The sequence below is a fragment of the Shewanella nanhaiensis genome (assembly GCF_019457885.1).
GTDB classification, from domain to species: Bacteria; Pseudomonadota; Gammaproteobacteria; order Enterobacterales; family Shewanellaceae; genus Shewanella; species Shewanella nanhaiensis.
Map to the genome: position 1 here is coordinate 296314 of NZ_JAHZST010000005.1, position 22453 is coordinate 318766.

General features: G+C 45.4%; 20 protein-coding genes. 16 read left to right on the forward strand and 4 right to left on the reverse strand.

Features of this window, described 5'->3' with window-relative positions:
* The first annotated feature begins 110 nt into the window (after positions 1–110).
* Together K0625_RS09655 and yoaA are read left to right on the forward strand one after the other, a co-directional pair.
* Positions 111–1571 carry a glutathione synthase gene (locus tag K0625_RS09655; RefSeq protein WP_220109492.1) on the forward strand — a complete coding sequence of 487 codons (1461 nt, stop codon included), beginning with the start codon at positions 111–113 and terminating at the stop codon, positions 1569–1571.
* A 102-nt stretch (positions 1572–1673) separates the two neighbouring features.
* Positions 1674–3608, forward strand: coding sequence for a DNA repair helicase YoaA (gene yoaA, locus K0625_RS09660; RefSeq protein ID WP_220109493.1), 1935 nt, complete (start codon positions 1674–1676; stop codon positions 3606–3608).
* Positions 3609–3690: 82 nt separating this feature from the next.
* Here the strand turns inward: yoaA and K0625_RS09665 are convergent, their stop codons facing one another.
* Positions 3691–4992, reverse strand: a complete 1302-nt coding sequence (locus K0625_RS09665) for an NAD(P)/FAD-dependent oxidoreductase (RefSeq protein ID WP_220109494.1) — start codon at positions 4990–4992, stop codon at positions 3691–3693.
* 443 nt (positions 4993–5435) lie between these two features.
* Between K0625_RS09665 and K0625_RS09670 the strand changes: the two genes are divergently transcribed.
* The 13 genes from K0625_RS09670 (at position 5436) to rnd (ending at position 20189) form a co-directional block, all read left to right on the forward strand.
* The gene (locus K0625_RS09670) at positions 5436–6410 is read left to right on the forward strand and encodes a LysR family transcriptional regulator (protein ID WP_220109495.1); all 975 of its coding nucleotides are present in this window, start codon (positions 5436–5438) and stop codon (positions 6408–6410) included.
* A 175-nt stretch (positions 6411–6585) separates the two neighbouring features.
* Positions 6586–8046 (forward strand): ethanolamine permease, encoded by a 1461-nt coding sequence (eat, locus tag K0625_RS09675; RefSeq protein WP_232847002.1) that lies wholly within the window; start codon positions 6586–6588, stop codon positions 8044–8046.
* Positions 8047–8196: 150 nt separating this feature from the next.
* On the forward strand, positions 8197–9564 hold the full coding sequence (locus K0625_RS09680; protein ID WP_220109496.1) for a glutamine synthetase family protein: 1368 nt from the start codon (positions 8197–8199) through the stop codon (positions 9562–9564).
* Positions 9565–9626: 62 nt separating this feature from the next.
* Entirely contained in the window at positions 9627–11042 is a 1416-nt protein-coding gene (locus K0625_RS09685; RefSeq protein WP_220109497.1) for an aldehyde dehydrogenase family protein, read from the forward strand.
* 34 nt (positions 11043–11076) lie between these two features.
* A complete protein-coding gene (locus tag K0625_RS09690) occupies positions 11077–12243 on the forward strand; it encodes an iron-containing alcohol dehydrogenase (protein WP_220109498.1) in 1167 nt (388 codons plus the stop codon).
* Between the two features lie 90 nt (positions 12244–12333).
* Positions 12334–13032 carry a glutamine amidotransferase-related protein gene (locus K0625_RS09695; protein ID WP_220109499.1) on the forward strand — a complete coding sequence of 233 codons (699 nt, stop codon included), beginning with the start codon at positions 12334–12336 and terminating at the stop codon, positions 13030–13032.
* A 229-nt stretch (positions 13033–13261) separates the two neighbouring features.
* On the forward strand, positions 13262–13996 hold the full coding sequence (gene tsaB / locus K0625_RS09700; RefSeq protein ID WP_220109500.1) for a tRNA (adenosine(37)-N6)-threonylcarbamoyltransferase complex dimerization subunit type 1 TsaB: 735 nt from the start codon (positions 13262–13264) through the stop codon (positions 13994–13996).
* 92 nt (positions 13997–14088) lie between these two features.
* A complete protein-coding gene (locus tag K0625_RS09705) occupies positions 14089–14469 on the forward strand; it encodes a hypothetical protein (protein ID WP_232847003.1) in 381 nt (126 codons plus the stop codon).
* Positions 14462–15166: a M50 family metallopeptidase gene (locus tag K0625_RS09710; protein ID WP_220109501.1), complete on the forward strand. Its 705-nt coding sequence runs from the start codon at positions 14462–14464 to the stop codon at positions 15164–15166. The genes K0625_RS09705 and K0625_RS09710 overlap by 8 nt, the downstream gene beginning before the upstream one ends.
* A gap of 153 nt (positions 15167–15319) precedes the next feature.
* Positions 15320–16150, forward strand: coding sequence for a class I SAM-dependent methyltransferase (locus tag K0625_RS09715; RefSeq protein ID WP_220109502.1), 831 nt, complete (start codon positions 15320–15322; stop codon positions 16148–16150).
* 27 nt (positions 16151–16177) lie between these two features.
* Entirely contained in the window at positions 16178–17062 is an 885-nt protein-coding gene (locus tag K0625_RS09720) for an alpha/beta hydrolase (RefSeq protein WP_220109503.1), read from the forward strand.
* A gap of 233 nt (positions 17063–17295) precedes the next feature.
* Entirely contained in the window at positions 17296–18969 is a 1674-nt protein-coding gene (fadD, locus tag K0625_RS09725; RefSeq protein WP_220109504.1) for a long-chain-fatty-acid--CoA ligase FadD, read from the forward strand.
* A 110-nt stretch (positions 18970–19079) separates the two neighbouring features.
* The gene (gene rnd / locus K0625_RS09730; RefSeq protein WP_220109505.1) at positions 19080–20189 is read left to right on the forward strand and encodes a ribonuclease D; all 1110 of its coding nucleotides are present in this window, start codon (positions 19080–19082) and stop codon (positions 20187–20189) included.
* A 77-nt stretch (positions 20190–20266) separates the two neighbouring features.
* On the opposite strand, the gene minE is transcribed toward rnd, so the two are convergent.
* From minE to minC, 3 genes are read right to left on the reverse strand one after another with little or no spacing between them, the layout of a single operon-like run.
* Complete coding sequence (gene minE, locus K0625_RS09735; protein ID WP_012324741.1) at positions 20267–20527, reverse strand: cell division topological specificity factor MinE; 261 nt, start codon at positions 20525–20527, stop codon at positions 20267–20269.
* Positions 20528–20529: 2 nt separating this feature from the next.
* Entirely contained in the window at positions 20530–21339 is an 810-nt protein-coding gene (gene minD / locus K0625_RS09740) for a septum site-determining protein MinD (protein WP_064791501.1), read from the reverse strand.
* A gap of 26 nt (positions 21340–21365) precedes the next feature.
* Positions 21366–22031 carry a septum site-determining protein MinC gene (gene minC / locus K0625_RS09745; protein ID WP_220109506.1) on the reverse strand — a complete coding sequence of 222 codons (666 nt, stop codon included), beginning with the start codon at positions 22029–22031 and terminating at the stop codon, positions 21366–21368.
* Positions 22032–22153: 122 nt separating this feature from the next.
* On the opposite strand from minC, the gene K0625_RS09750 reads away from it, so the two are divergent.
* Complete coding sequence (locus K0625_RS09750) at positions 22154–22435, forward strand: YcgL domain-containing protein (RefSeq protein WP_220109507.1); 282 nt, start codon at positions 22154–22156, stop codon at positions 22433–22435.
* The last annotated feature ends 18 nt before the right edge of the window (positions 22436–22453 follow it).

A 22453-nucleotide genomic window follows, 5' to 3' on the forward strand; every position in this document is an offset into this window, starting at 1 on the left:
TCACTGGCTTTGTTATATCTTTCTCCTGATTTTGGGGGATTTCGTTCTTGATATGGTTTTATAATTCTGGTTTAATCGAAATGTTAGTTTTACTAAAAAGAGATACCGCTATGTCGAGTACAGATAAACCGCTTATTGATAAACAGGTCATTGAAGAGGCCTGTGAATGGTCAATTATGCATGGCGTAGCGTTTAAAAATAGTGATGGAACCGCAAGGCATTGTCCTTTTAGCATTGCGCCGATGGCAATGAAGCATCATGTTTTTCAACATATAATGAAAGTAACGCCTCTGCTTACCAAGTTGATCTCTAGAGTCTCAGAGGATCATCAATTTCTCCAATCTTCATTAACTGAAATGGCCAAGGCTGATCAATTTTTTGAACGCCTGATGGCTATTCATCAAGAGATCCATGGGATTGATGGCGAGCAAATCTTCCCCGCAAGACAGCCTCTGTTATTGATGCGAACAGATTACATGGACGATCGCCAGCAGGGCGCCAAAGTGATTGAGTTTAATGGTATCGCAGCAGGAATGGGGCCATTTGGTCAGCGCATTACTCAGCTGCATCAGTTTATGAAAAACCAGTGGCCCGAGGTTTACACTGACTGGGTTGAAGATCCCGCAAGCCATGTCGCCGATAACTTTTGCCTTGAGCAGTTGGCCGAGGCTATTGCTCATGCGGCACGTAAGGTTAAGGCTGAGTTTGATGTAAGCGGCCAGCCGACTTTCTTGATGGTAGTGCAAAGAGGAGAGGATAATGTTTACGATCAACACCTGCTTGAAGTGGCGCTGCAAGGTTTAGGAGTGAGAACATTAAGACGAACCTTTGATCAATTAGCCTCTGAGTTGTACACCGGGGAAAACAAAAGGTTAATGCTTAAAGGTATAGGCGCTATTGATCTGGTTTATCTACGTGCAGGCTACCAACATATCGATTACTTTGCCCCAGCGCTGGGTGAAGATATCTGCTGCCAAACCTTGAGCCAGACACGTGCTTTTATCGAGCAACATAATGTTGCACTTAACGCGACGATAAGTCAGCAACTTGCAACCAGCAAAACCATGCAGATGATCTTGACCATGATGCCAGAACAGGCATTTTCTCGTTGGGGTTTTTCTCTTGATGAGGTGCGTCTAATGAAAAGTGTATTAGCTGAGATGTTACCTGTGAACAAAGAGACCATCGACTGGTTCTCAAGCCGTGCAGATAAAACGGCTTGGGTGCTGAAAAATCAGGGGGAGGGTGGTGGTCACTGCGTTTTTGGTGAAGAGATAACTGAACGATTAAATCAACTAACGCCCGCAGAGTATGAAGCCTGGGCGTTGATGCAGAGGTTATTTCCCCATGAGCGAGAGCGTCCAACGCTTGCTGTGCGTAATGGAGAGATCACACAAATAGACGACTTAATCAGTGAGATAGGGCTATTTACAGCCTACTTTAATGGTAGGCCTGTAGGTGGTTCCGATGAGGTCGCAGGCTATTTAGTACGAAGTAAACCTGCAAAAGAGAATGAAGGTGGGATTCATAGTGGTCAAGGGATCTTAGACTCGATCACGTTAACTGGTTAAGTTCTAAATAGAATCCACATTCAGGATCTGATATTGTGCTCAATTTTATTGATTCAATTAACTCCTGAAATGACAAATGAATTTCCCACCTGAGATCTCCCTGTGAAGGCCCTAACGCAAAAATTAACCAAAGCGACTCTGAATGCATTTAGTGCCGATGGAGCTCTAGCGAGTCATGTTCAAGGCTATAGTGCTCGTGAGGTGCAGATTTCGATGGCGTCTGCTGTGTGTGAAGCGATAGCTGAGCAGCACAATTTAGTGGTGGAAGCGGGCACTGGTGTGGGCAAAACTTTCGCTTACCTAATTCCTGCACTGCTTAGTGGTCAGCAGATCATCGTCAGTACCGGCAGTAAAAACCTTCAAGAGCAGCTATTTTATAAAGATCTTCCCACGCTTCTTTCATTGCTGAAATTGACCCCTAAGGTGGCGTTGCTCAAAGGGCGCAACAACTATTTGTGCCAAGAGCTATTAGAGAAACAGCTGCAGGCCTGTGATTCTTTAGACACGAAAGTACTTGATGATCTGCTTAGAATTAATCAGTGGGCGGGGCAAACCAGTGATGGTGATTTAGGTGGATTGACATCTGTGTCAGAAACGTCTGATGCATTGCCTTTAATTGCCAGTCGGCGCGAGGTTTGCTCTGGTAAGAAGTGTGTTCACTATGAGGTGTGTTATACCCGAAAAGCGCGCAGTAAAGCGATGGATGCCAAGGTGATTGTGGTCAATCACCACCTTTTCTTTGCAGACAGGGTATTAAAAGAGACAGGGTTTGCCGAGTTACTTCCAGAATCGGATGTGGTGATTTTCGATGAAGCACATCTGCTACCAGATATCGCTGTGACCTATTTCGGTCAGCAGCTCTCCACTCGCACCTTCAGTGAGCTGCTCAATGAGATCATCAATATCTATCGCTGTGAGCTTAGGGATTCCGCCCAGATAGAGACACTGAGCTCTCGCTGCATCCGGTTTTTTAATGATTGGCATCAACAGCTGTTTGAATATGATGAAACAGACTGGCGACGCTTGATGGGAGAGCAGAACTTTGCTGCTTCCTCATGGGAGTTAATCGCTGAATTTAAGGCTTTGGAAAACCTGCTTATCGGACATCTTGGGCGCAGTGATGATCTAGACACTGCGGTTGAAAAGCTCAACGGTTATATTCATAAGCTGAATCAGTTTTTTCTTTGTGACAATGAACAAGCGGCATACAACATAGATTATGGCCATCGCTACCTGACATTAAGAATCGCGCCAATTCATGTTTCCCGTGAGTGTGAGCAGTTATTCGACCCTAAAACGGCGTGGATTTTTACCTCTGCAACCTTACAGATCAATCGTGACTTAAGTTTATTTACTAAAGATTTAGGGGTCGACAGTGCGAAAAAGATGATCTTAGATAGCCCCTTTGACTATTTTAACAATGCGCTTTTATGTGTGCCCCGGCACCTTTCTCGGGTCAGTTATCATGATGCTGCGGTCAGGGATCTAGTCGCGGTAGCAACCAAAGCGATTAATGCGGCTCAAGGGCGAACATTTATTCTTTTTACCAGTCATAGAATGATGAACGCGGTCGCGACAGTACTGAGCAGTAGGGTGCAATATCCCTTATTGGTACAGGGGCAGGCTGGTAAGCAGAGTCTGCTGAAGAAGTTTCGTCAATTAGGTAACGCGGTACTGCTTGGCACTGGTGCATTTTGGGAAGGCGTTGATATGCGTGGCAGATTGTTAAGCTGCGTGATTATCGACAAACTGCCATTTGTGTCACCGGATGATAGCTTATATCGTGCACGCGCCGACAGTATCTCTCGGGATGGCAAAGATCCCTTCGCCACACTCTCCTTGCCACAAGCGGTGATCTCACTTAATCAAGGGGTTGGCCGTTTAATTCGAGATGAAAAGGATAAGGGGGTACTGATTTTGTGCGATAACCGCATTGTTAATTGCCCCTACGGACAGGCATTTCTTAACTCACTTCCACCGATGAAACGTACTCGGGATATGGATAAAGTGGTGTCCTTTTTGGAAAAAATAAAGTAAAAATAAAAGCGGGCGAGATTAATAATCCCGCCCGCTTTTATTTCATTGAGCTAGCTATTGAGCTCAACTACTGAGCTTGGCATTAGTGCAGCTTCATTCTCGGTCTGACGACGCGCATCACTTTCTCGGCAAACCAGAGTCCGAGGGTTTTAACGCTGCCGTGAATGGCTCTTTGGTGCATGCGGTACAAAGAGATATAAACTAGACGAGCAATTCTACCCTCAATGAACATACTATTCTTTGTCAAGTTACCCATCAAGCTGCCCACAGTACTGAAACGTGAGAGATTAACCAGTGAGCCGTGATCCACATAGGTGTAAGCCTCTCTTGGCTCACCGTTGAGCTCGTGAATAATGTTTTTCTCAACACATTCAGCCATTTGGTGTGCCGACTGTGCTCTTGGCGGAACAAAGCTGCCATCGGCTTGTTGGCAAGCACAACAATCCCCAATCACATAGATTGCCTCATCGACTGTGCTAAGCAGGCTTGGTTTGACCATGATCTGATTGGCGCGGTTTAGCTCAAATAGTTCAATTGATTTGATAAAGTCTGGCGCTTTCACCCCAGCGGCCCATAGCATCAAGTTAGCTTCAATCACTTCTCCTTCGGAGGTGACAAATCCTTGAGCAGTGGCTTCACTGATGCGGGTGTTTTCCATCACATTGACGCCCAGCTTGGTCAGCTCACGTCTGGCTGAGCCAGCAATACGCTCAGGCAGAGCTGGAAGAATACGAGGGCCAGCTTCAATAAGATGAATATTGAGTTTTTCAGCTGTCATCTTGCTTAAGCCGTAGATCTTCAACATCTCGGTGACATGGTAAAGCTCTGCCGAAAGCTCAACCCCTGTCGCACCACCACCGACGATGGCGATGTTAAGCTGATTAATAGATTCAGACTGATGGACGCGGGTAAAACTGTCCAGTAGGGCATCGTGGAAACGATTTGCCTGCTGGTGGGAGTCGAGGAAGAAGCAGTTCTCTTTCACGCCAGGTGTGTTGAAATCATTGCTGACACTGCCGATTGCGATCACCAGTTTGTCGTATGATATCTGACGCTCAGGCAAGATAGTATGGCCAGCATCATCGGCAATAGGAGCCATGGTGATCTGCTTAGTTTCAGCATTGAGTCCACAAAAGGTCCCTAGCTGAAATTGGTAGCCATGTTTGGCTGCATGAGCTGAGTAGACGACGCCATCGAGATCGGAATCCAGTGAGCCTGTGGCGACCTCATGAAGCAGGGGTTTCCAGATGTGGGTACGATTTTTATCGACAAGGATAATCTGAGCACGGTTTTTTCTCCCCAGCTTATGTCCTAGCTGAGTCGCTAGCTCTAATCCTCCGGCGCCACCGCCAATGATAACAATTCTTGGCCCTGCTGCGTTCATCTGTTGCTCCGTAAAATGCTTATGTTGGTAAAGTTAAATAAATCACACGGATCTACTGATTGTGATCGGTGCTAAGGCGCTACCTAGAATTAACCAACATGACATCTGGTTAACAGGGAGTAAGCCAATAATTCAAGTTTTTAGTGAGGAAAGGACTACATAACGAGATACTTATACTGGCTGATATTATTGATTATGTCACCAGTATATTTACCTGAATTTGACCTGTTCGCTGGAGAATTAGTCTAGTGTAGCGAGAAGATAATCTCTGTGTAGACTTACTGTTAATGTGAGTTTGTTGTTTAAGTAGGGTGGTCATATCTTCACCAATCTGTTTAAAACTGAAGTGATGAATAACTTATGAAGTAACTTGTTGGGGATGAGTGTTATTCATGCTATGTTTTTGTTTTGCTCATGTTTTTAAGAAGGTAAAAGGGGGGCTAGTGCGGGCATTCGATTTTGATTTAAAAAGTTTGCAGGTGTTTGTCATCGCGGCTCAAACTGGCAGCATGACAGAAACTGCTAGACGTTTAGGCTTGACCCAATCTTCGGTATCCCAGACCTTGTCTATGTTAGAAAAAAATCTCAAGGTGGAGTTGCTCGATCGCAGCGTTCGACCTCTTGGGCTGACGATTGCGGGGCGCTATTTTTTTGATCAATCCAGTCATCTTCTCTCCCAAGCTGAGCAGACTCAAAAGGTGTTTACCCAAGGGGCTTTTGAGCAACTTCATTTAGTGCGTATCGCTATGGTTGACTCCTTGGCAACCTCGTTAGGCAAGCCTTTGATTGAAGCTGTGAAAAAGCGAACAGAGAACTGGACATTGTCCACTGGCCGCTCTCATATGCATGCCGATGCGTTAATGTCTCGCCAAGTCGATATTATTATCTCTGATGATGCACTCGAGGATAGTGATGATCTCAGTCGCTACCCCATACTGAGTGAGCCCTTTGTGTTAGTCAGCCCTTTGAATGTTGATAGGGAGCATAAAGGGGGAGATCCAGTAAGTGATATTCATGGTTTACATCAAGAGTTGGATTTTGTTCGCTATACCCACGACTCCTTAATCGGTACCAGCATCGAGCGATATCTAAGGCGCCTTGGCATTAAACCAGCTATGAGATTGCAGCTGGATAATACCTTTGCTGTACTGTCGATGGTGGCATCAGGTCTGGGCTGGACCATCACGACCCCTTTGTGTTTGTACCAAAGTGGTATCCCCTTAGCGCAAGTCAAGTGCCAGCCACTTCCTGCTAATTATGGTTTTAAGCGACGTCTAACCTTAGTCACTCGTCGCCATGAACTGAGCGATCTGGCTGAGCAGATGGCCAGAGACAGTTGTGAGATCATGTCTGAGTGTTTTCTACCTGAACTTGAAAAAGATCTTCCATGGTTAGTGGCAGATATCGATATAGGTTAACCGTTTCACCATTGAGTTTATAGGAGTCGTTTTTCTAGTATTAAAAAAATTAATACTACAGCGTTAGGACAAATGATTGTTGTTGTCGTTTAGCAAGGAGGCTATTAGGTTCGATGAGGTGTTAATTCAAAGCGAGCATCGGGCCATTTCGCAAACCAAGATAAAGGGAAATGTCATGTCACAAGAATCAAAGCAACAAAGTGCACCAAGAACAAAAAATAAAAGCATCGAGTATGAAGCCGTTTCCGATGAGTATATGAGTCAACGTCAGCTTAAAAAGGGAGTCGCTGGCTGGGTATTACTGGCGAGTTTGGGGATATCTTATGTGATCTCCGGCGATTTTGCGGGGTGGAATTTCGGCCTTGAACTTGGCGGTTTTGGCGGAATGTTAATCGCAACACTGGTGATGGGATTAATGTATATCTGCTTGGTATTAAGCTTGGCAGAGATGTCATCCTCACTGCCAACAGCGGGTGGCGGCTACAGCTTTGCTCGTCGTGCTATGGGGCCCTGGGGAGGCTTTTTAACGGGAACGGCTATTTTACTTGAATACGCCATTGCCCCAGCTGCCATCGCCATCTTTATTGGCGGATATGTGAATGAACTTGTTGGGATAGATGGTCCCATCGTGTATGCCGCTTTTTATTTAGTTTTTGTTGGTTTGCACCTTTGGGGCGCGGGGGAAGCATTAAGAATTATGATGGGGATAACCTTATTAGCGGTTATCGCCATCGGTGTTTTTATGGTGGGGATGGTGCCTCATTTTGATCCCGCGAACCTGTTCGATATCGCAGCGAATCCAGACGTGGCAGGCTCAAGTAGTTTTCTACCCGAAGGTTACATGGGGATCTGGGCCGCATTGCCCTTTGCGATGTGGCTGTTTCTTGCAGTAGAGGGCGTGCCATTGGCAGCTGAGGAAGCGACAGATCCAGCGAAAGATATGCCAAAAGGAATTATCGCCTCCATGTTGGTGTTGATTGTATTTGCTGCCGCTGTGTTGTTATTGGTTCCTGGTGGGGCCGGTGCTGAGGCGATGAAAACTCACGGCGCACCATTAGTTGGCGCTCTGCAGTCTGTTTATGGCTTAGACTCTTTGGCAGCTAAGTTTGTTAATTTAGTCGGCTTGTTTGGTTTAATTGCCAGCTTCTTCTCCATTATCTATGCCTACTCTCGTCAAGTCTTTGCGCTGTCACGAGCAGGGTACCTACCACGTTTTCTCTCCTTGTCTGGTAAGCGAAAAGTGCCTGTTTGGGCGTTAATCGTACCGGGAGTATTAGGCTTTCTCTTGTCGCTAACGGGTGAAGGGGACTTGATGATCACCATGGCGGTGTTTGGGGCGACGATCTCCTATGCCATGATGAGTCTGTCGCATATTTTACTTCGCAAGAAAGAGCCACAGCTTGAACGCCCCTATAAAACACCTGGTGGTGTGCTGACATCCTCTATCGCCTTGATCCTTTCACTGGTTGCTCTGGCCTCGACCTTTGTGGTGAGCCTTCAGGCGGCCATGTGGTCTGCACTTTTCTATCTGATTATGGTGACCTACTTTGTGCTCTATAGCCGCCATAGATTAGTTGCTTCAGCGCCAGAGGAGGAGTTTGACATGATAGCGTCTGCGGAGTCAGAGCTTAGCTAGAATCCATTAGCTTAGGAAATAGGTTGCTGGATACGCGGGTTTCTCTAGCCTTCAGCAGCCAAAGATCGCGACCAGTTACTAAAATGATAATTAAATAAGCAGATTGTCCGTGCAGTCACACTTGGCGGGTAACAATAAGGAAGTGGGAATATGGAAGCGAGAGAAGTAAAGAGTATTGCCGATGCCATCGCCATCATTGAGGAGCGAGGGTTAACCCATGTGAAGGTGGGTGTGTTTGATAATGATGGTGTTATGCGCGGCAAGTATATGTCTAAAGCTAAGTTTATCGCCTCCTTGGAGAAGGGGTTTGCTTTTTGCGATGTGGTACTTGGCTGGGATGTTAAAGATCAGCTTTATGACAATGCTAAATATACAGGCTGGCATACGGGGTACCCAGATGCACCGGTACGAATACTGCCTCATACCTGTCGTGATGTAATTGGCGAAGAGGGGATGCTGCTATTTATTGCTGAGTTTGCCGAGGAGGCGGAAGCGGTTTGCCCTCGTGGCACTCTTAGACGCGTGATTGAGAAAGCAGACAGCATGGGCTTTAACGCGTTTGCGGCGCTCGAATATGAGTTCTTTCTGTTTAACGAAACACCGCACTCTATTCGAAAGAAAAACTTTCGCGATCTCGAAACCATCACTCCCGATTGGTTTGGCTACTCTATGATCCGCAACTCGGCTCACTCAGATCTCTATCAAGATATCCTGTCGATGGCTGAAATCATGGACTTTCCTATCGAGGGGATCCACTCAGAAACAGGGCCTGGTGTGATTGAAGCGGCCATTGCCGTCGACAATGCGGAAGCGGCTGCCGATAAAGGGGCACTATTTAAAACCTTTATGAAGGTACTGGCGCAGAAGCGAGACCTGATGGCGACCTTTATGGCGAAATGGTCAGGGGATTATCCTGGGCAAAGTGGCCATATACACCTCTCGCTGCAGAACAAAGATGGTACATCGGCATTTTATGATCCTTCTCAGACCCACTCTATGAGTAAAGTACAGCGGCATTTCTTAGCGGGTCAACAAAAGTTAATGCCAGAGTTTCTCTGCATGATAGCCCCAACAATTAATAGTTACTCACGCATGATCCCTGGTTTTTGGGCGCCCACTGATGCCACATGGGGCGTTGAAAATCGCACTACAGCGTTGAGAGTGATCCCGGGCTCTGCAAAATCGCAACGAGTGGAATACCGTTTAGGTGCTGCCGATGCAAACCCTTATCTCGCACTCGCTGCTGCGCTCGCCAGTGGGCTTTATGGCATAGAGCATGAGTTAGAGCCAGAAGCTCAAGTCAAAGGTAATGCCTATGAGCAGACTCATGATGCTCAACTAGCACTGCCTGCAACTTTATGGGATGCAGCGCAGAAATTTAAGCGATCAACTGCTGCGGTCAGCTGCTTTGGTGAAGCGTTCGTTGAACACTACGCGATTAGCCGTGAGTGGGAGGAGCGTGAGTTTAGAAAGCATGTTACTGACTGGGAGATGGAGCGGTATTTTGAAATTATCTAATGCCCATAGGGAATGGCTACAAGATTCTCGCTGAAAATTGTCGTACTGGAGTTAAGTGATTTATGGAATTATCTTCACAAAAACTGATGCAGGAAACCATCTCGCCAATAGATGGTCGTGTTTATGTAAGTCGGCCGCTTGCCGATGAGCAACAGGTATTAGCCTGTGTTGAGCAGGGGGCTTTAGCTTATAAGGGGCCTGAAAGTAGTTGGAAAGAGACCAAGCTATCTGAGCGTAAGGCGCTGTGTAAAAAAGCCATTGAACAACTTCTGAGTCATAAAGATGAGATAGCTAGTGAGTTAAGTTGGATGATGGGACGGCCGATACGCTATAGCGCTGGCGAGCTTGCTGGCGTTGCTGAGCGTAGCGATTATATGATTGAGGTGTGTGAGAAAGCGTTAGCGGATATCACCCTTGAAGAGCGCTCAGGATTTACTCGCTATATTAAACGAGAATCTCTGGGCCTGGTATTGGTCATCGCGCCGTGGAACTACCCTTTTTTAACAGCCATCAATGCCATCATTCCGGCTCTACTGGCAGGGAACTGCGTTATTCTTAAACATTCTGCTCAGACACCTCTGTGTGCGGAGCGTCTGTATCAAGCATTTACAGATGCCGGCTTACCTCAAGGGGTTTTTCAATATCTGCATATGGATCACGACAATACCGCCAAGCTTATCGCCAATGAGCAGATAAATTATGTAGCGTTTACTGGTTCTGTTTTTGGCGGTGAGATGGTTGAGAAAGCGGCTGTCGGACGTTTTATCGGTGTTGGGTTAGAGTTAGGAGGAAAAGATCCTGCCTATGTTCGCGAAGATGCAGATATTGATAGCGCGGTTGAAACCTTAGTCGATGGTGCTTTTTTCAATTCAGGCCAATCCTGTTGTGGCATTGAGCGGATCTACCTTCATCACAGCATTTATGACGAATTTGTCGCAAAAGCGGTGGCGTTAACTAAGCAATATAAGCTTGGACGTTCAGATGAGCCAAATACCACCTTAGGCCCGTTGGTGAGAACCTCGGCGGCAGATTTTGTGCGCCAGCAGATCAATGATGCTGTGGCGCAGGGCGCCATCACGCATATCGATGAGTCGCTATTTCCCATGAGCCAACCGGGCACTCCCTATCTTGCTCCCCAAATTCTGACTCAGGTGGATCACACCATGAAGGTGATGACTCAGGAGTCCTTTGGGCCAGTGGTGGGGATCATGAAAGTGATGGATGATAATGAAGCGGTTGCACTTATGAATGACAGTGATTTTGGTTTAACCGCGAGTATCTTTACCCAAGATATTGATCTTGGTATTAGATTAGGCGAACAGTTGCAGACAGGGACTTTTTTCCTTAATCGTTGCGATTATCTCGATCCAGCACTGGCCTGGACTGGGGTGAAACAATCAGGGCGAGGCTGCACGCTTTCTCAATTAGGATTTGATCAGCTTACTCGACCTAAATCATTTCATATTAAACATGGTTAACCTCAATAATAGTTAGATCCAAAAGGAGTCGTTAATGGATTTACACGCAAATTGGAATTTCCCCACGAATATTACGGTGGGTGAGGGCTGTTTAAGTCAGCTCGGGGAGCGCTGCAAAGCACTTAAGATGACCAAGGTTTTGTTGATCACTGATCCGGGTTTGGCAGATCTGCCTATGGTGAAAGAGGCGATGGGTTATTGCACTCAGGCCGGATTAACGGTTGAGCTGTTTTGTGAGATCCAGGGAAATCCCACTGGAGACAATGTCCGTGCTGGCGCAATATGTTTAAAATCAGGTGGTTTTAATGGGGTGATAGCTTTCGGTGGTGGCTCAAGTTTAGATGCCGCTAAAGCGATCGCCATGATTGCAAAACAATCGCTCTCTTTGTGGAGCACTGAAGATATCGGTGATAACTGGACCCGCATCGATGAAAGGTTGATGATCCCTGTGATTGCCGTGCCGACCACGGCAGGTACAGGCTCAGAGGTTGGGCGAGCGTCAGTAATAACCGATACCGACGGGGCTCACCATGTTAAAAGGATAATATTTCATCCTAAGATGCTTCCAGCCACTGTGTTACTCGACCCAAAGCTCACTTTGGGTTTGCCGCCTCCTATTACAGCAGCGACAGGTTTAGATGCCTTGTCTCATAGTCTAGAGGCCTATTGTGCGCCGTCTTATCATCCCATGGCTGAGGGGATTGCTATCGAGGGAATAAGATTGGTGAAGCATTTTCTTCCAAGAGCAGTGGCCAATGGAGAGGATATTGAGGCGAGAACCCAGATGCTGGTGGCATCGAGTATGGGAGCAACCAGTTTTCAGCGTGGCTTAGGGGCGATGCACGCTATTGCACACAGTCTTGGTGCCCTGTATGACAAGCATCATGGATTGCTCAATGCGATTTTGATGCCCTATGTGCTCAAGCGAAATAGGGACCAAATAGAGCAAAAGATCATCCGTTTATCTCAATACCTCGAGCTTGATAACCCCAATTTTGATGGTTTTATGGATTGGATTTTAGCATTAAGAGCTGAGTTGAGTATTCCCCATACGCTCGCTGATATTGGGATAACTTTAGAGGATGTGGTGTTAGTGGGAAAGATGGCAGTAAAAGATGCAGCAGCCGGCGGTAACCCTATAACATTAACCGATGCGGAGTATTCGTTACTCTTTCGTGACGCGGTTAAAGGGGCGCTTTAGCGAGTTGATATTTGAGAGTTAGTTTATGGACAGTTTGACTCTCAATTTTATCTTGAATAATCGACTGTTTTTTCACATAGGAGAGGTGAGATGAAAATAGGTATTTTACAATGTGATGATGTCACTGAAGCACTGCAAGCTAAACATGGGAATTACCCTAAAATGTTTACTCGCTTGTTTGAGGATATCGATGCTCAGCTGGAGTTTTCAGTATTTCGTGTTATGGATGGACACTACCCCAGCTCAGTGGATGATTGTGATGCCTATATCACGACAGGCAGTCGCTTTGGGGTAAATGATGATGCCCCTTGGGTGATACAGTTTCAACACTATATTGCCAAGCTCTTTGCCTGTAAGAAGAAGTTGATTGGGATCTGTTTTGGCCATCAGATGATGGTTAAAGCCTTAGGAGGAGAGGTGGTCAAGTCGCCGAAAGGCTGGGGGGTTGGAGTCGCGACATCCATGGTCACTCAACAAAAACCATGGATGAATGGACTTTCCTCTGAGATATCTTTGGTGGTGAGCCATCAAGACCAGGTGGTTGAATTACCAGAGGGGACAGAGATCATCGCTGCCAGCGATTTTTGTCCCTTTTATATGATACAGGTAAACGATCATTTTCTTGGCGTGCAGGGCCACCCTGAGTTTAGTAAGCAATACTCACAAGATCTGATGTATGCACGCAGAGATAGGATCCCAAAAGAACGGATCGAATCGGGTGTAGAGTCACTCTCACTTCCTGTCGATGATAAGTTGGTGACGCGTTGGATGTTGAACTTCCTGCATTGAGCTGATTACGCCAAGCTTTTTGGTTAGGCTTTCGTCGTTAATATCGTCTATTTTTCACCCAAGCCTCAGGTTTTTGATCATTTAAGGCTCAGATACGTTTTGCGTCCATAACAGTTAGGATATAATCTTGCCTGCTATTTAAAGCGATAACGCTAAAATGGCTTTGATTTGTTTCATTACTCTATAGAGTGATGAAGCGTGAAATTAGCCCTACTGTTTGTGGTATTAGATGACTGAAATCCAGAAAAATCCTGATGAGCTCACCATACTCTCATTGGACACTTGTACAGAATCCTGCTCGGCTGCCTTAAGTGTTAAAGGCAAGGTTTTTTCAGAGCTAGCTATAGTCCCTCGTGAACATAGTCAGCGGATCTTACCTATGGTAGATAGCGTGTTATCACAAGCTAATGTCCAGTTAGCCGAGGTGGATCTTATCGCCTATGGACGAGGTCCAGGTAGTTTTACTGGTATTCGGATCTGTACCAGCATGACCCAAGGGCTTGCACTGGGACAAGATATTCCTGTCATCGGATTGTCAGCGTTGCAAATCATGGCTCAGGCAGTCTTTGATTCACAAGGTGCTGATTCTCAAAGTGCCATGCAGGTGATCACCGCTATTGATGCCAGAATGGGCGAAATATATTGGGGTCAGTTTGTTTTTGACAATGGCTTGGCTAAGCTCGTGGGAGCTGAAACTGTCATCGCACCAGATTTAGTCACATTAGAGCTCAATACCGAGCTGCCGATTGTTGCTTGCGGCACCGGATTTGAAACTTATCCTCAACTGCTTGAATTAACAGGTTCGATTACCTTAGCTCAAGAGGTGACATTCCCGGATGCTAAATCTATGTTGAGTTTGGCAAAACAGGGTTATACTCAAGGTTTGGCAACCTCAGTTGATGATTTGGCGCCTGTGTATGTTCGTGATACGGTGACTTGGAAAAAATTACCAGGTCGGGAATAATAGCCAAAGCACATAAGCCAAGCTCATAATAAGCTAAGTTTGAGCTGAGATTAAGTTGAGCAGAGATAAGTAATGATAAGGGAGGAGGTGTAATGCAAGTTCAGGCAAACTATTTTGGCTCCTCTCAGGCTCAAGTCTCAGGTGTCTCTGGCGCTAATGGCTCCAGTCAGATTAAACCCAATTCAGGTATTGATGCAACTGAGCACCTTGAACGTGTAAAACAGGGTCAAGGTCTGGAAAAGGCTCTGCTTGATGTTAACCCTACCAGCAAAGATATACATGATGCTCAGGGCGGTGTTCAACTCTTTGAACAGACAACGCCAGAGCAGTTATCAAATCGTTTAGGGGCCAAGCTCGAATATGAGCGGGCAATACAGGGCAGCGAAGGCGCAGTTGCTCACTACCTTGCTAATGAGCATGCAGCGGCTCGTGAAGAGATCCAGCAGATGGTCGGCATAGATACCTATGCATAACTCTTCAGTTAACCCCCTTGAGCAAGAAAAACTAGAACGCAGCGGTGCCCCCTCAAGAGGTCGTTTTTTCTTTGAACTCATGTTTGCTTTCCTTATTACTCGCCTACCTTACATTAGTGTTCCTTTTAAGTGGCTTGAGAGTTATTTCCATGAGATTTCACATGGTCTTGCAAGCCTATTAACCGGTGGAAGCGTGAGTCATATTCAGCTTTTCCCCAATGGTGCTGGTTTGTGTTTTACTCAAGGTGGTTGGCCTATTGCGATAGGGTTTAGTGGATACTTTGGCGCTGCACTTTGGGGATATTTGATCTTTATCTTGGCTACTTGGCCAAAAGGGATCCGTGTTAGCTTTGCATTCTTAGGCTCTGCGGTAGTGCTAACGGCTCTATTGTGGGGGCGAGATCTGTTAACTATCTCTATTTTGGCTTGCCTAGCAGTGCTGTTTCTTCTGCCACTTAAATTGAACAATAACCGATTTATGGACAGTGGCTTGAGGATTATGGCGTTAATGATCATGCTTAATGCTTTGGCCAGCCCTACTGTGTTACTGGGGCTTAGCGGTAAAGGTGATGCGTCTATGTTGGCATCGCAAACTTGGATCCCCGCTTGGGTCTGGGTGTTTGTTTGGTTAGTTATTAGTGCGTTAATGATCTTTCTTTGTTGGCGGCGGGTGGATCAGGCCGCGTTAAAGCGTTGACCTTAAGTTGCTTCATTTTATATTAGTTATTTACGTTTTCTTACATAATTTCATTCAGTTCTATGGCCTTATCTGGGCATAGGTTTTGTATATCTCCCTCGCTTTTCTGTTACCTTGTTGCTTCCTACATAAATTTTATACAGGGAAGCGATAATGAAAAACAGTACTCTTTTAGCCAGTATTTTGCTGAGCACCACATGCAGTGTGAGTGTTCTTGCCCACGATACAAGCCATAAAACGACAACACTGGATCAAGTGGTTAAGAGCGATTTTAGGCAAGATAAGAATGTTAGTCGTGATAAGTATCGTCATCCTTTAGAGACACTCACCTTTTTCGATATTAAGGCAAGCGACACTGTGATTGAACTGTGGCCAGGCGGAGGGTGGTACGCTGAGGTGTTGGCACCTTATCTTGCTGGAGAGGGACAATATGTTGCGGGTAATTTTGATACCAACCCAGCAGATGAGAAGAAGCGTAAAGGCTATCGTGCTACCTCTGGGAAAAAGTTTGAGGCTTGGCTAAAGAAGAATAAAGCGCATGTTGGCCAAGCGACCACAGTCACCTTCGATCCGCCAACTCACTATGTATTAGGTCGTGATGAAAGTGTTGATACCGTACTGACCTTCAGAAACCTTCATAACTGGGCGATGAAAGGGTATTTGGAGCCTGTATTTGAGTCGACCTATAAGGTACTTAAACCCGGCGGAACCTTTGGTATCGTAGAGCACAGAGGTAAGGCGGGGATGGATGCAAAAACCGGTTACATGGACGAAGCACAAGTGATCGCATTAGCTGAGAAGGTAGGCTTTACCTTAGTGGCGAAGTCAGATGTGAATGCCAATGCTAAAGATACCAAAGATTATCCAAAAGGAGTTTGGACTCTACCACCACGTCTGGCTCTAGAAGATGTCGATAAGGCCAAGTACTTAGCCATTGGTGAGAGCGATCGTATGACGCTCAAGTTTATTAAAAATGTTCAATAATCAATATTCATCAGTATAAGAGGCGATATGAGTCAATCTTGTGCCCCCGACAATGAGGTTGAGTTCCAGCTGCCTCATATTCGCCTATCCGGTCGGCTGTGGGGGGCGCCGGATAAACCTCTGTTACTTGCACTGCATGGCTGGTTAGATAATGCCAATAGTTTTGCCCCTTTGGCGGAGCAGCTTAGTGACTATCAACTATTAGCCATCGATTGGCCGGGGCATGGAGGCTCTGAGCACAGGCCCGGTCTATATCCTCTGCATTGGATTGACTACCTGTACGATCTTGAGCTTTTGATGGACCACCTCAGTGAGGAGCAACAACCAGTTGCCATCATTGGCCACTCTCTAGGGGGTATTGTTGCCTCAGCCTATGTGGCAGCCTTTCCTGAAAAAGTCGGTAAATTGGTGCTTATCGAAGCGATAAGTCCCCTTTATGAGTCTGCCTCTAAGAATAATCAGCGATTGCGTAATAGTTTCAGAGATCATGCGCTGTATCTAAACAAAAAACATAAAGCCCCAGCAATATATGAGTCTATTGAACCTGCGGTTAAAGCGAGAGTGAGGCTAACAGGACTCGATGCTAAGTGGTGTCGTTTGCTCGTTGGGCGAAATATGCACCGTAGTGAAGCGGGCCCAGCTGTTGGTTTTAGTTGGCGAAGCGATCCTAGGCTAAAGCTAGATTCTCCACTTAGACTTACCTTTGAGCAGGTGGATGCTCTGATGACTGAGCATAGCGGCAACACCCTATTGATAACGGGAACCCGTGGCTTTTCACAGATAAATAAGATGCTGGCGAAGGCGGAAGCTTGGTTTGATCAACTTATCTGCGTAGAACTTGATGGCGATCACCATTTACATATGGAAAACGCACAAGGGGTAGGCAGTCAAATCACACAATTTTTGTCATAATACCCACCTTATTAGCTAGGCGATCTTTCTGCATGAGTCAAAGCATGGTTTACAAAAAGGGACTAGGCTTTTTACTCTATTTATGTGATGATGTTCAAAATTAAAACGCCTGTATGAATTCGGTGTGAATAAAATAAAAAATTAAGTCAGTGATTTTGCTTGTTGTTTTAACAAGCTTTTTACAGAGAGTATGTTTCTGTATCCGCTGAATGTGGGGATTTTAGGAGAGATTTGTGGAACAGATTTGGATAGATAATTTACCGGATGATGTATCTAACGAGATTGATGTTAATCGATATAACTCGCTGGTGGAGATGTTTGAGACCTCAGTGTCTAAATATGCCGATCAACCAGCCTTCGTCAATATGGGTGCGACATTAACCTATCGCAAACTTGAAGAGCGTAGTCGCGCTTTTGCCGCGTATCTGCAAAATGATCTTAAGCTGGAAAAGGGTGACAGAGTCGCCATCATGATGCCGAACTTGCTGCAATACCCCATTGCACTCTTTGGGATCTTGCGTGCGGGCATGGTGGTCGTTAACGTAAATCCTCTTTATACGCCACGAGAGCTGAAACATCAGCTAAATGATTCCGGTGCTAAAGCGATTGTTGTGGTATCTAATTTTGCTCATACCCTTGAGAAGGTTGTCGATCAAACTTGTGTCGAGAGCGTTATCTTAACGGGACTTGGGGATCTTCTTAGTGCCCCTAAACGTACCTTAGTTAACTTCGTGGTTAAATACATTAAGAAGATGGTGCCTAAGTACAATCTTCCTCATGCAATTTCGATGCGTAAAGCCTTAAGTAAAGGCAGACGCATGCAGTACGTGAAACCTAAGTTAGTCAACGACGATCTTGCCTTTTTGCAGTATACAGGCGGGACAACAGGAGTCTCTAAAGGTGCCATGTTGACCCACGCAAATGTGGTGAGCAATCTGTTACAAGCGGATGCGGCATACTCTCCTATGCTGATTGATGGCAAGGAGTTTGTTGTCACAGCGCTGCCGCTTTATCACATCTTTGCTTTGACGGTGAACTGCTTGCTGTTTATGCACAAAGGTGCAAATAACCTGTTGATCACTAACCCTAGGGATCTCCCTGCATTTGTTGGTGAGCTGAAAAAGCATCCATATACTGCACTGACTGGGGTTAATACGCTTTTTAACGCTTTAGTTAACTCTGACGAGTTTAAAGATTTAGATTTTTCTCAGCTTAAACTGTCGATTGGTGGCGGTATGGCGGTGCAACGTGCTGTGGCGGATAAGTGGCAGGCTATCACTAAGACTAAGCTGCTTGAGGGCTATGGTTTAACCGAAGCTGCGCCTTTGGTGACGTGTTGTCCCTATAACCTTGAAGGCTATAACGGCTCTATCGGTTTTCCTGTGGCGATGACCGATATCCAGGTACGTGATGATGAAGGCAAAGTCTTGCCCCAAGGTGAGATTGGAGAGCTGTTTGCTAAAGGGCCTCAGATCATGAAAGGTTATTGGCAGAGACCAGAAGAGACTGCTAATGTTATCGATGCTCAGGGTTATCTAGCAACCGGTGATATCGGTTATATGGATGAACAGGGATTCTTCTTCATTGTCGATCGTAAGAAAGATATGATTCTAGTCTCTGGCTTTAATGTATTCCCTAATGAGGTGGAGGAGGTTGTTGCTCTACATCCAAAAGTGATTGAAGTCGCTGCGGTTGGAGTGCCTAATGAGCTTTGTGGTGAGTTAGTTAAGGTATTTGTCGTTAAAAATGATAAATCTTTAAGCGAACAAGATCTCATCACACATTGTCGTAAGCATTTAACGGGATATAAAGTGCCTAAGCTGGTAGAATTTAGGGAAGAGCTACCGAAATCGAACGTGGGTAAGATCCTACGTAGAGAGTTAAGGGATGAAGTTAAGTCATCTTAATGACATTTCCTGTTTGGCGTAAAATAAGTATCGCGCCATTTAAACCTCTAAGCCGGCCTTGATGCCGGCTTTTCTATTTTTTACAGCATGCCATTATCCGGGAGAACAATTTGTTAGCGTTTCAATATATAGATGATGATGCAAGTTTAGCTAAGCTTGTTTCTCAGTACAGAGAGAGTCAGTTACTGGTATTGGACACTGAATTTGTTCGTACCCGCACTTTTTATGCTCGACTGGGTTTAATACAAGCTTATGATGGTAAAACCTTAGCCTTGATAGACCCTGTGGCAGTCAGTGATCTTTCAGGTTTTTGGAGCTTGTTGACAGAGCCTAACATTACCACGATTTTACACTCATGCAGTGAAGATCTAGAGGTCTTTGCTCGCAACGGTCAGTGTCAGCCGCTCAAGTTGTTCGATAGCCAAATTGCTGCTGCATTGTGTGGTTTCGGCCACGGCTTGGGTTATGCAAAGTTGGTTGAGCAAACCTTGAACATTCCACTCGATAAAGGTGAATCTCGTACCGACTGGATGAAACGTCCCTTAAGTGAAGCTCAGCTGAACTATGCGGCTAACGATGTTTATTACCTTTATCAGCTCTATCCACAACTTGTAGAGAAGCTTGAGGAGCAAAATAGACTGGGTTGGGTATTAGAAGAGGGTGAGCGAATGACCCAAGGTCGTTTGTCTCCACCGGATCTTGAGCTGGCTTATTTAAGGGTTAAAAACGCATTTCAACTGAGTCCTAAGCAGTTAGCTTATTTAAAAGTATTAGCAAAATGGCGCTTATCAAAAGCCCTGTCACGGGATCTTGCTGTAGGCTTTGTTGTTAAAGATCACGGCTTAATTGGCTTAGCGAAAAAACAGCCTAAAAATAGCAGTGAGCTCTATAAGATGATTGAGCTGACAGAGCAGGAAAAACGTGTTCATGGCAAAGATCTTATTAGGTTATTAGCCACTGCGGATCTGGATAATCTGCCTGATGCTATCGATGTATTGGCACTGAAAACAGGCTATAAGAGTTCGTTTAAGACCATTAAGCAGTGTTTAAGTGCGATCAGTGAACGCCATGAAGTACCCATTGAACTCTTGGGTTCTAAGCGGCACATTCATGAGTACCTTGAGTGGTTGTGGGCTGGCAAGGTTGGAGACAAGCCTCTGCTGTTATCTGGCTGGCGTGAAACCTTGGTTTCAGCACAGCTGTCGGCACTGTCTCTCTAATTTAGTCCAACTTGGGCCATATTATTAAACAAACAACTAAACCCCGACTTCATGTCGGGGTTTTGCATATTACACTCTTATGACTTTTCAGGCAGAGTGACGTTAAGCTCAAGTACCGAGAGTTTATTATCATTTTTATCGAGTTGAACAGAAACCTGTTCAGGGTCGATATGCACATACTTTTTTATCACCTCAATGATCTCTTGCTTCATTTGAGGAAAATAATCCGGTGCATCTCGCTCACCACGCTGGTGGGCAACGATGATCTGCAAACGCTCTTTGGCTGTGACCGCTGTAGCCGGTTTTTTACTGCTTTTGAAATAATCAAGTAAAGACATAATTAACTACCAAATATCCGTTTTAAGAAACCTTTCTTCTGCTCAGTGACAAAACGTAAAGGTAGCTCTTCTCCCAATAAGCGATCGACGCTATCGCTGTATGCTTTACCCGCATCACTCTCTTGATCCATGATAACAGGTACACCTGAATTAGAGGCTTTTAAAACAGCTTGAGACTCAGGAATGACCCCAATAAGTGGTATTGCTAAGATCTCTTCTACATCTTCAACACTTAACATCTCACCTGTGGTGACGCGTGCAGGGGAGTAGCGTGTCAGTAATAGATACTCTTTAACTGGCTCTAATCCCTCTTCGGCGCGTTTCGACTTACTCTGCAACATACCAAGAATTCGGTCCGAGTCTCTGACTGAGCTCACCTCAGGGTTCGTGGTCACAATAGCGACATCTGCAAAGTATAGTGCCATCATAGCGCCAGTTTCGATGCCAGCAGGTGAATCACAGATAATAAACTCAAAATCTTTTGCTAAATCATCCAATACCTTGCCAACGCCCTCTTTGGTGAGTGCATCTTTATCCCGGGTTTGTGAAGCTGGTAGAACAAATAGATTCGGACAACGCTTATCTTTGATCAATGCTTGATTCAAGTTTGCCTCGCCATTGATCACATTGACAAAGTCGTAGACGACCCTGCGCTCACACCCCATGATAAGGTCTAAGTTACGCAGTCCGATATCAAAATCAACAACGACAGTTTTATGTCCCTTTAATGCCAAACCTGTAGCAATAGCCGCACTGGATGTGGTTTTACCCACGCCGCCTTTACCTGAGGTGACAACAATTATTTGTGTCATTTCTAATTCTTTCCTTTTTGCTGTCTTTAAAGTGGCAGCGCTTCGATGGTAAGAGATTCACCTTCGAGGCGAACACAGCCACTTTTCGTTGTACTATTATGTTGAATGTTTTCCGCTAGCCAGTATTGACCTGCAATAGAGACCAGTTCGGCTTCCAAAGAGCGAGCGATGATGATGGCGTGCTTATCGCCAGATGCGCCAGCCATCGCTTTGCCGCGCAAATTGCCATAAATATGTATGCTGCCATCGGCAATCACTTCAGCGCCATTACCCACAGTACCAAAAATCACTAAATCGGCATTCTTGGCATAAATCTGCTGCCCAGAACGCACATTTTGTTTCACTATTTTACTGGTTTTAGGGAGTTGAGGCTGAGCATTTGATTGCTTGCCGGACTTGATGTTCGCAAGACCCAGTGCTTTTGCTTGGGTGGCTATCTCATCAATCGCTTCGGTGATCCCAACAATGACTAGCTGCCTTGATATGAGCAGGTCTTTTAGTGCCGCTAAGTTATAATCGGCTGCCTTAATGCGACTTAAATTAACCACCAGTGGCGCACCGAGAAAAAATTGTGGAGCGATGGCTAATTTGCCGTCTAACTCAATTGTCACTTTTTCCAGATCAAGCTGGTTAATGTGGAGTACAGATAGTGTAAATGATGAGCCTTTTAACTCTAGGCTGGGTGTCTGCATTGTGACCTTAGCTCTTTATAAAATAATCAGACTTGGCGCTGATTTGCATTATATTAATAGCTGTCCATGTTATAGTGTGACTCAGTCAGTGGCAAGTTGAATAGTAGGAAAGTAGACAGTATATGATCTGTGCGGTATATAAGAGTCGGCGTAAAGCCGATAGTTATCTTTTCGTTGAAAAACGTAATGAATTTGAACGTGTCCCCGAAGCACTGCTCGAGATGTTTGGCCCACCAGAACTTGTGATGATGCTACCCTTAATGAAGCGAGATCATTTAGGTTTTGCCGATATTAACAAAGTGAAGAGTGAATTGGCCGATAAAGGCTATTATCTTCAATTACCTCCGCCTGTGGTTAACCTGCTTGAAGAGCATAAGCGTGAAATAGGCTACAGTAGAGATTAATTGAGATTAACGATTAGC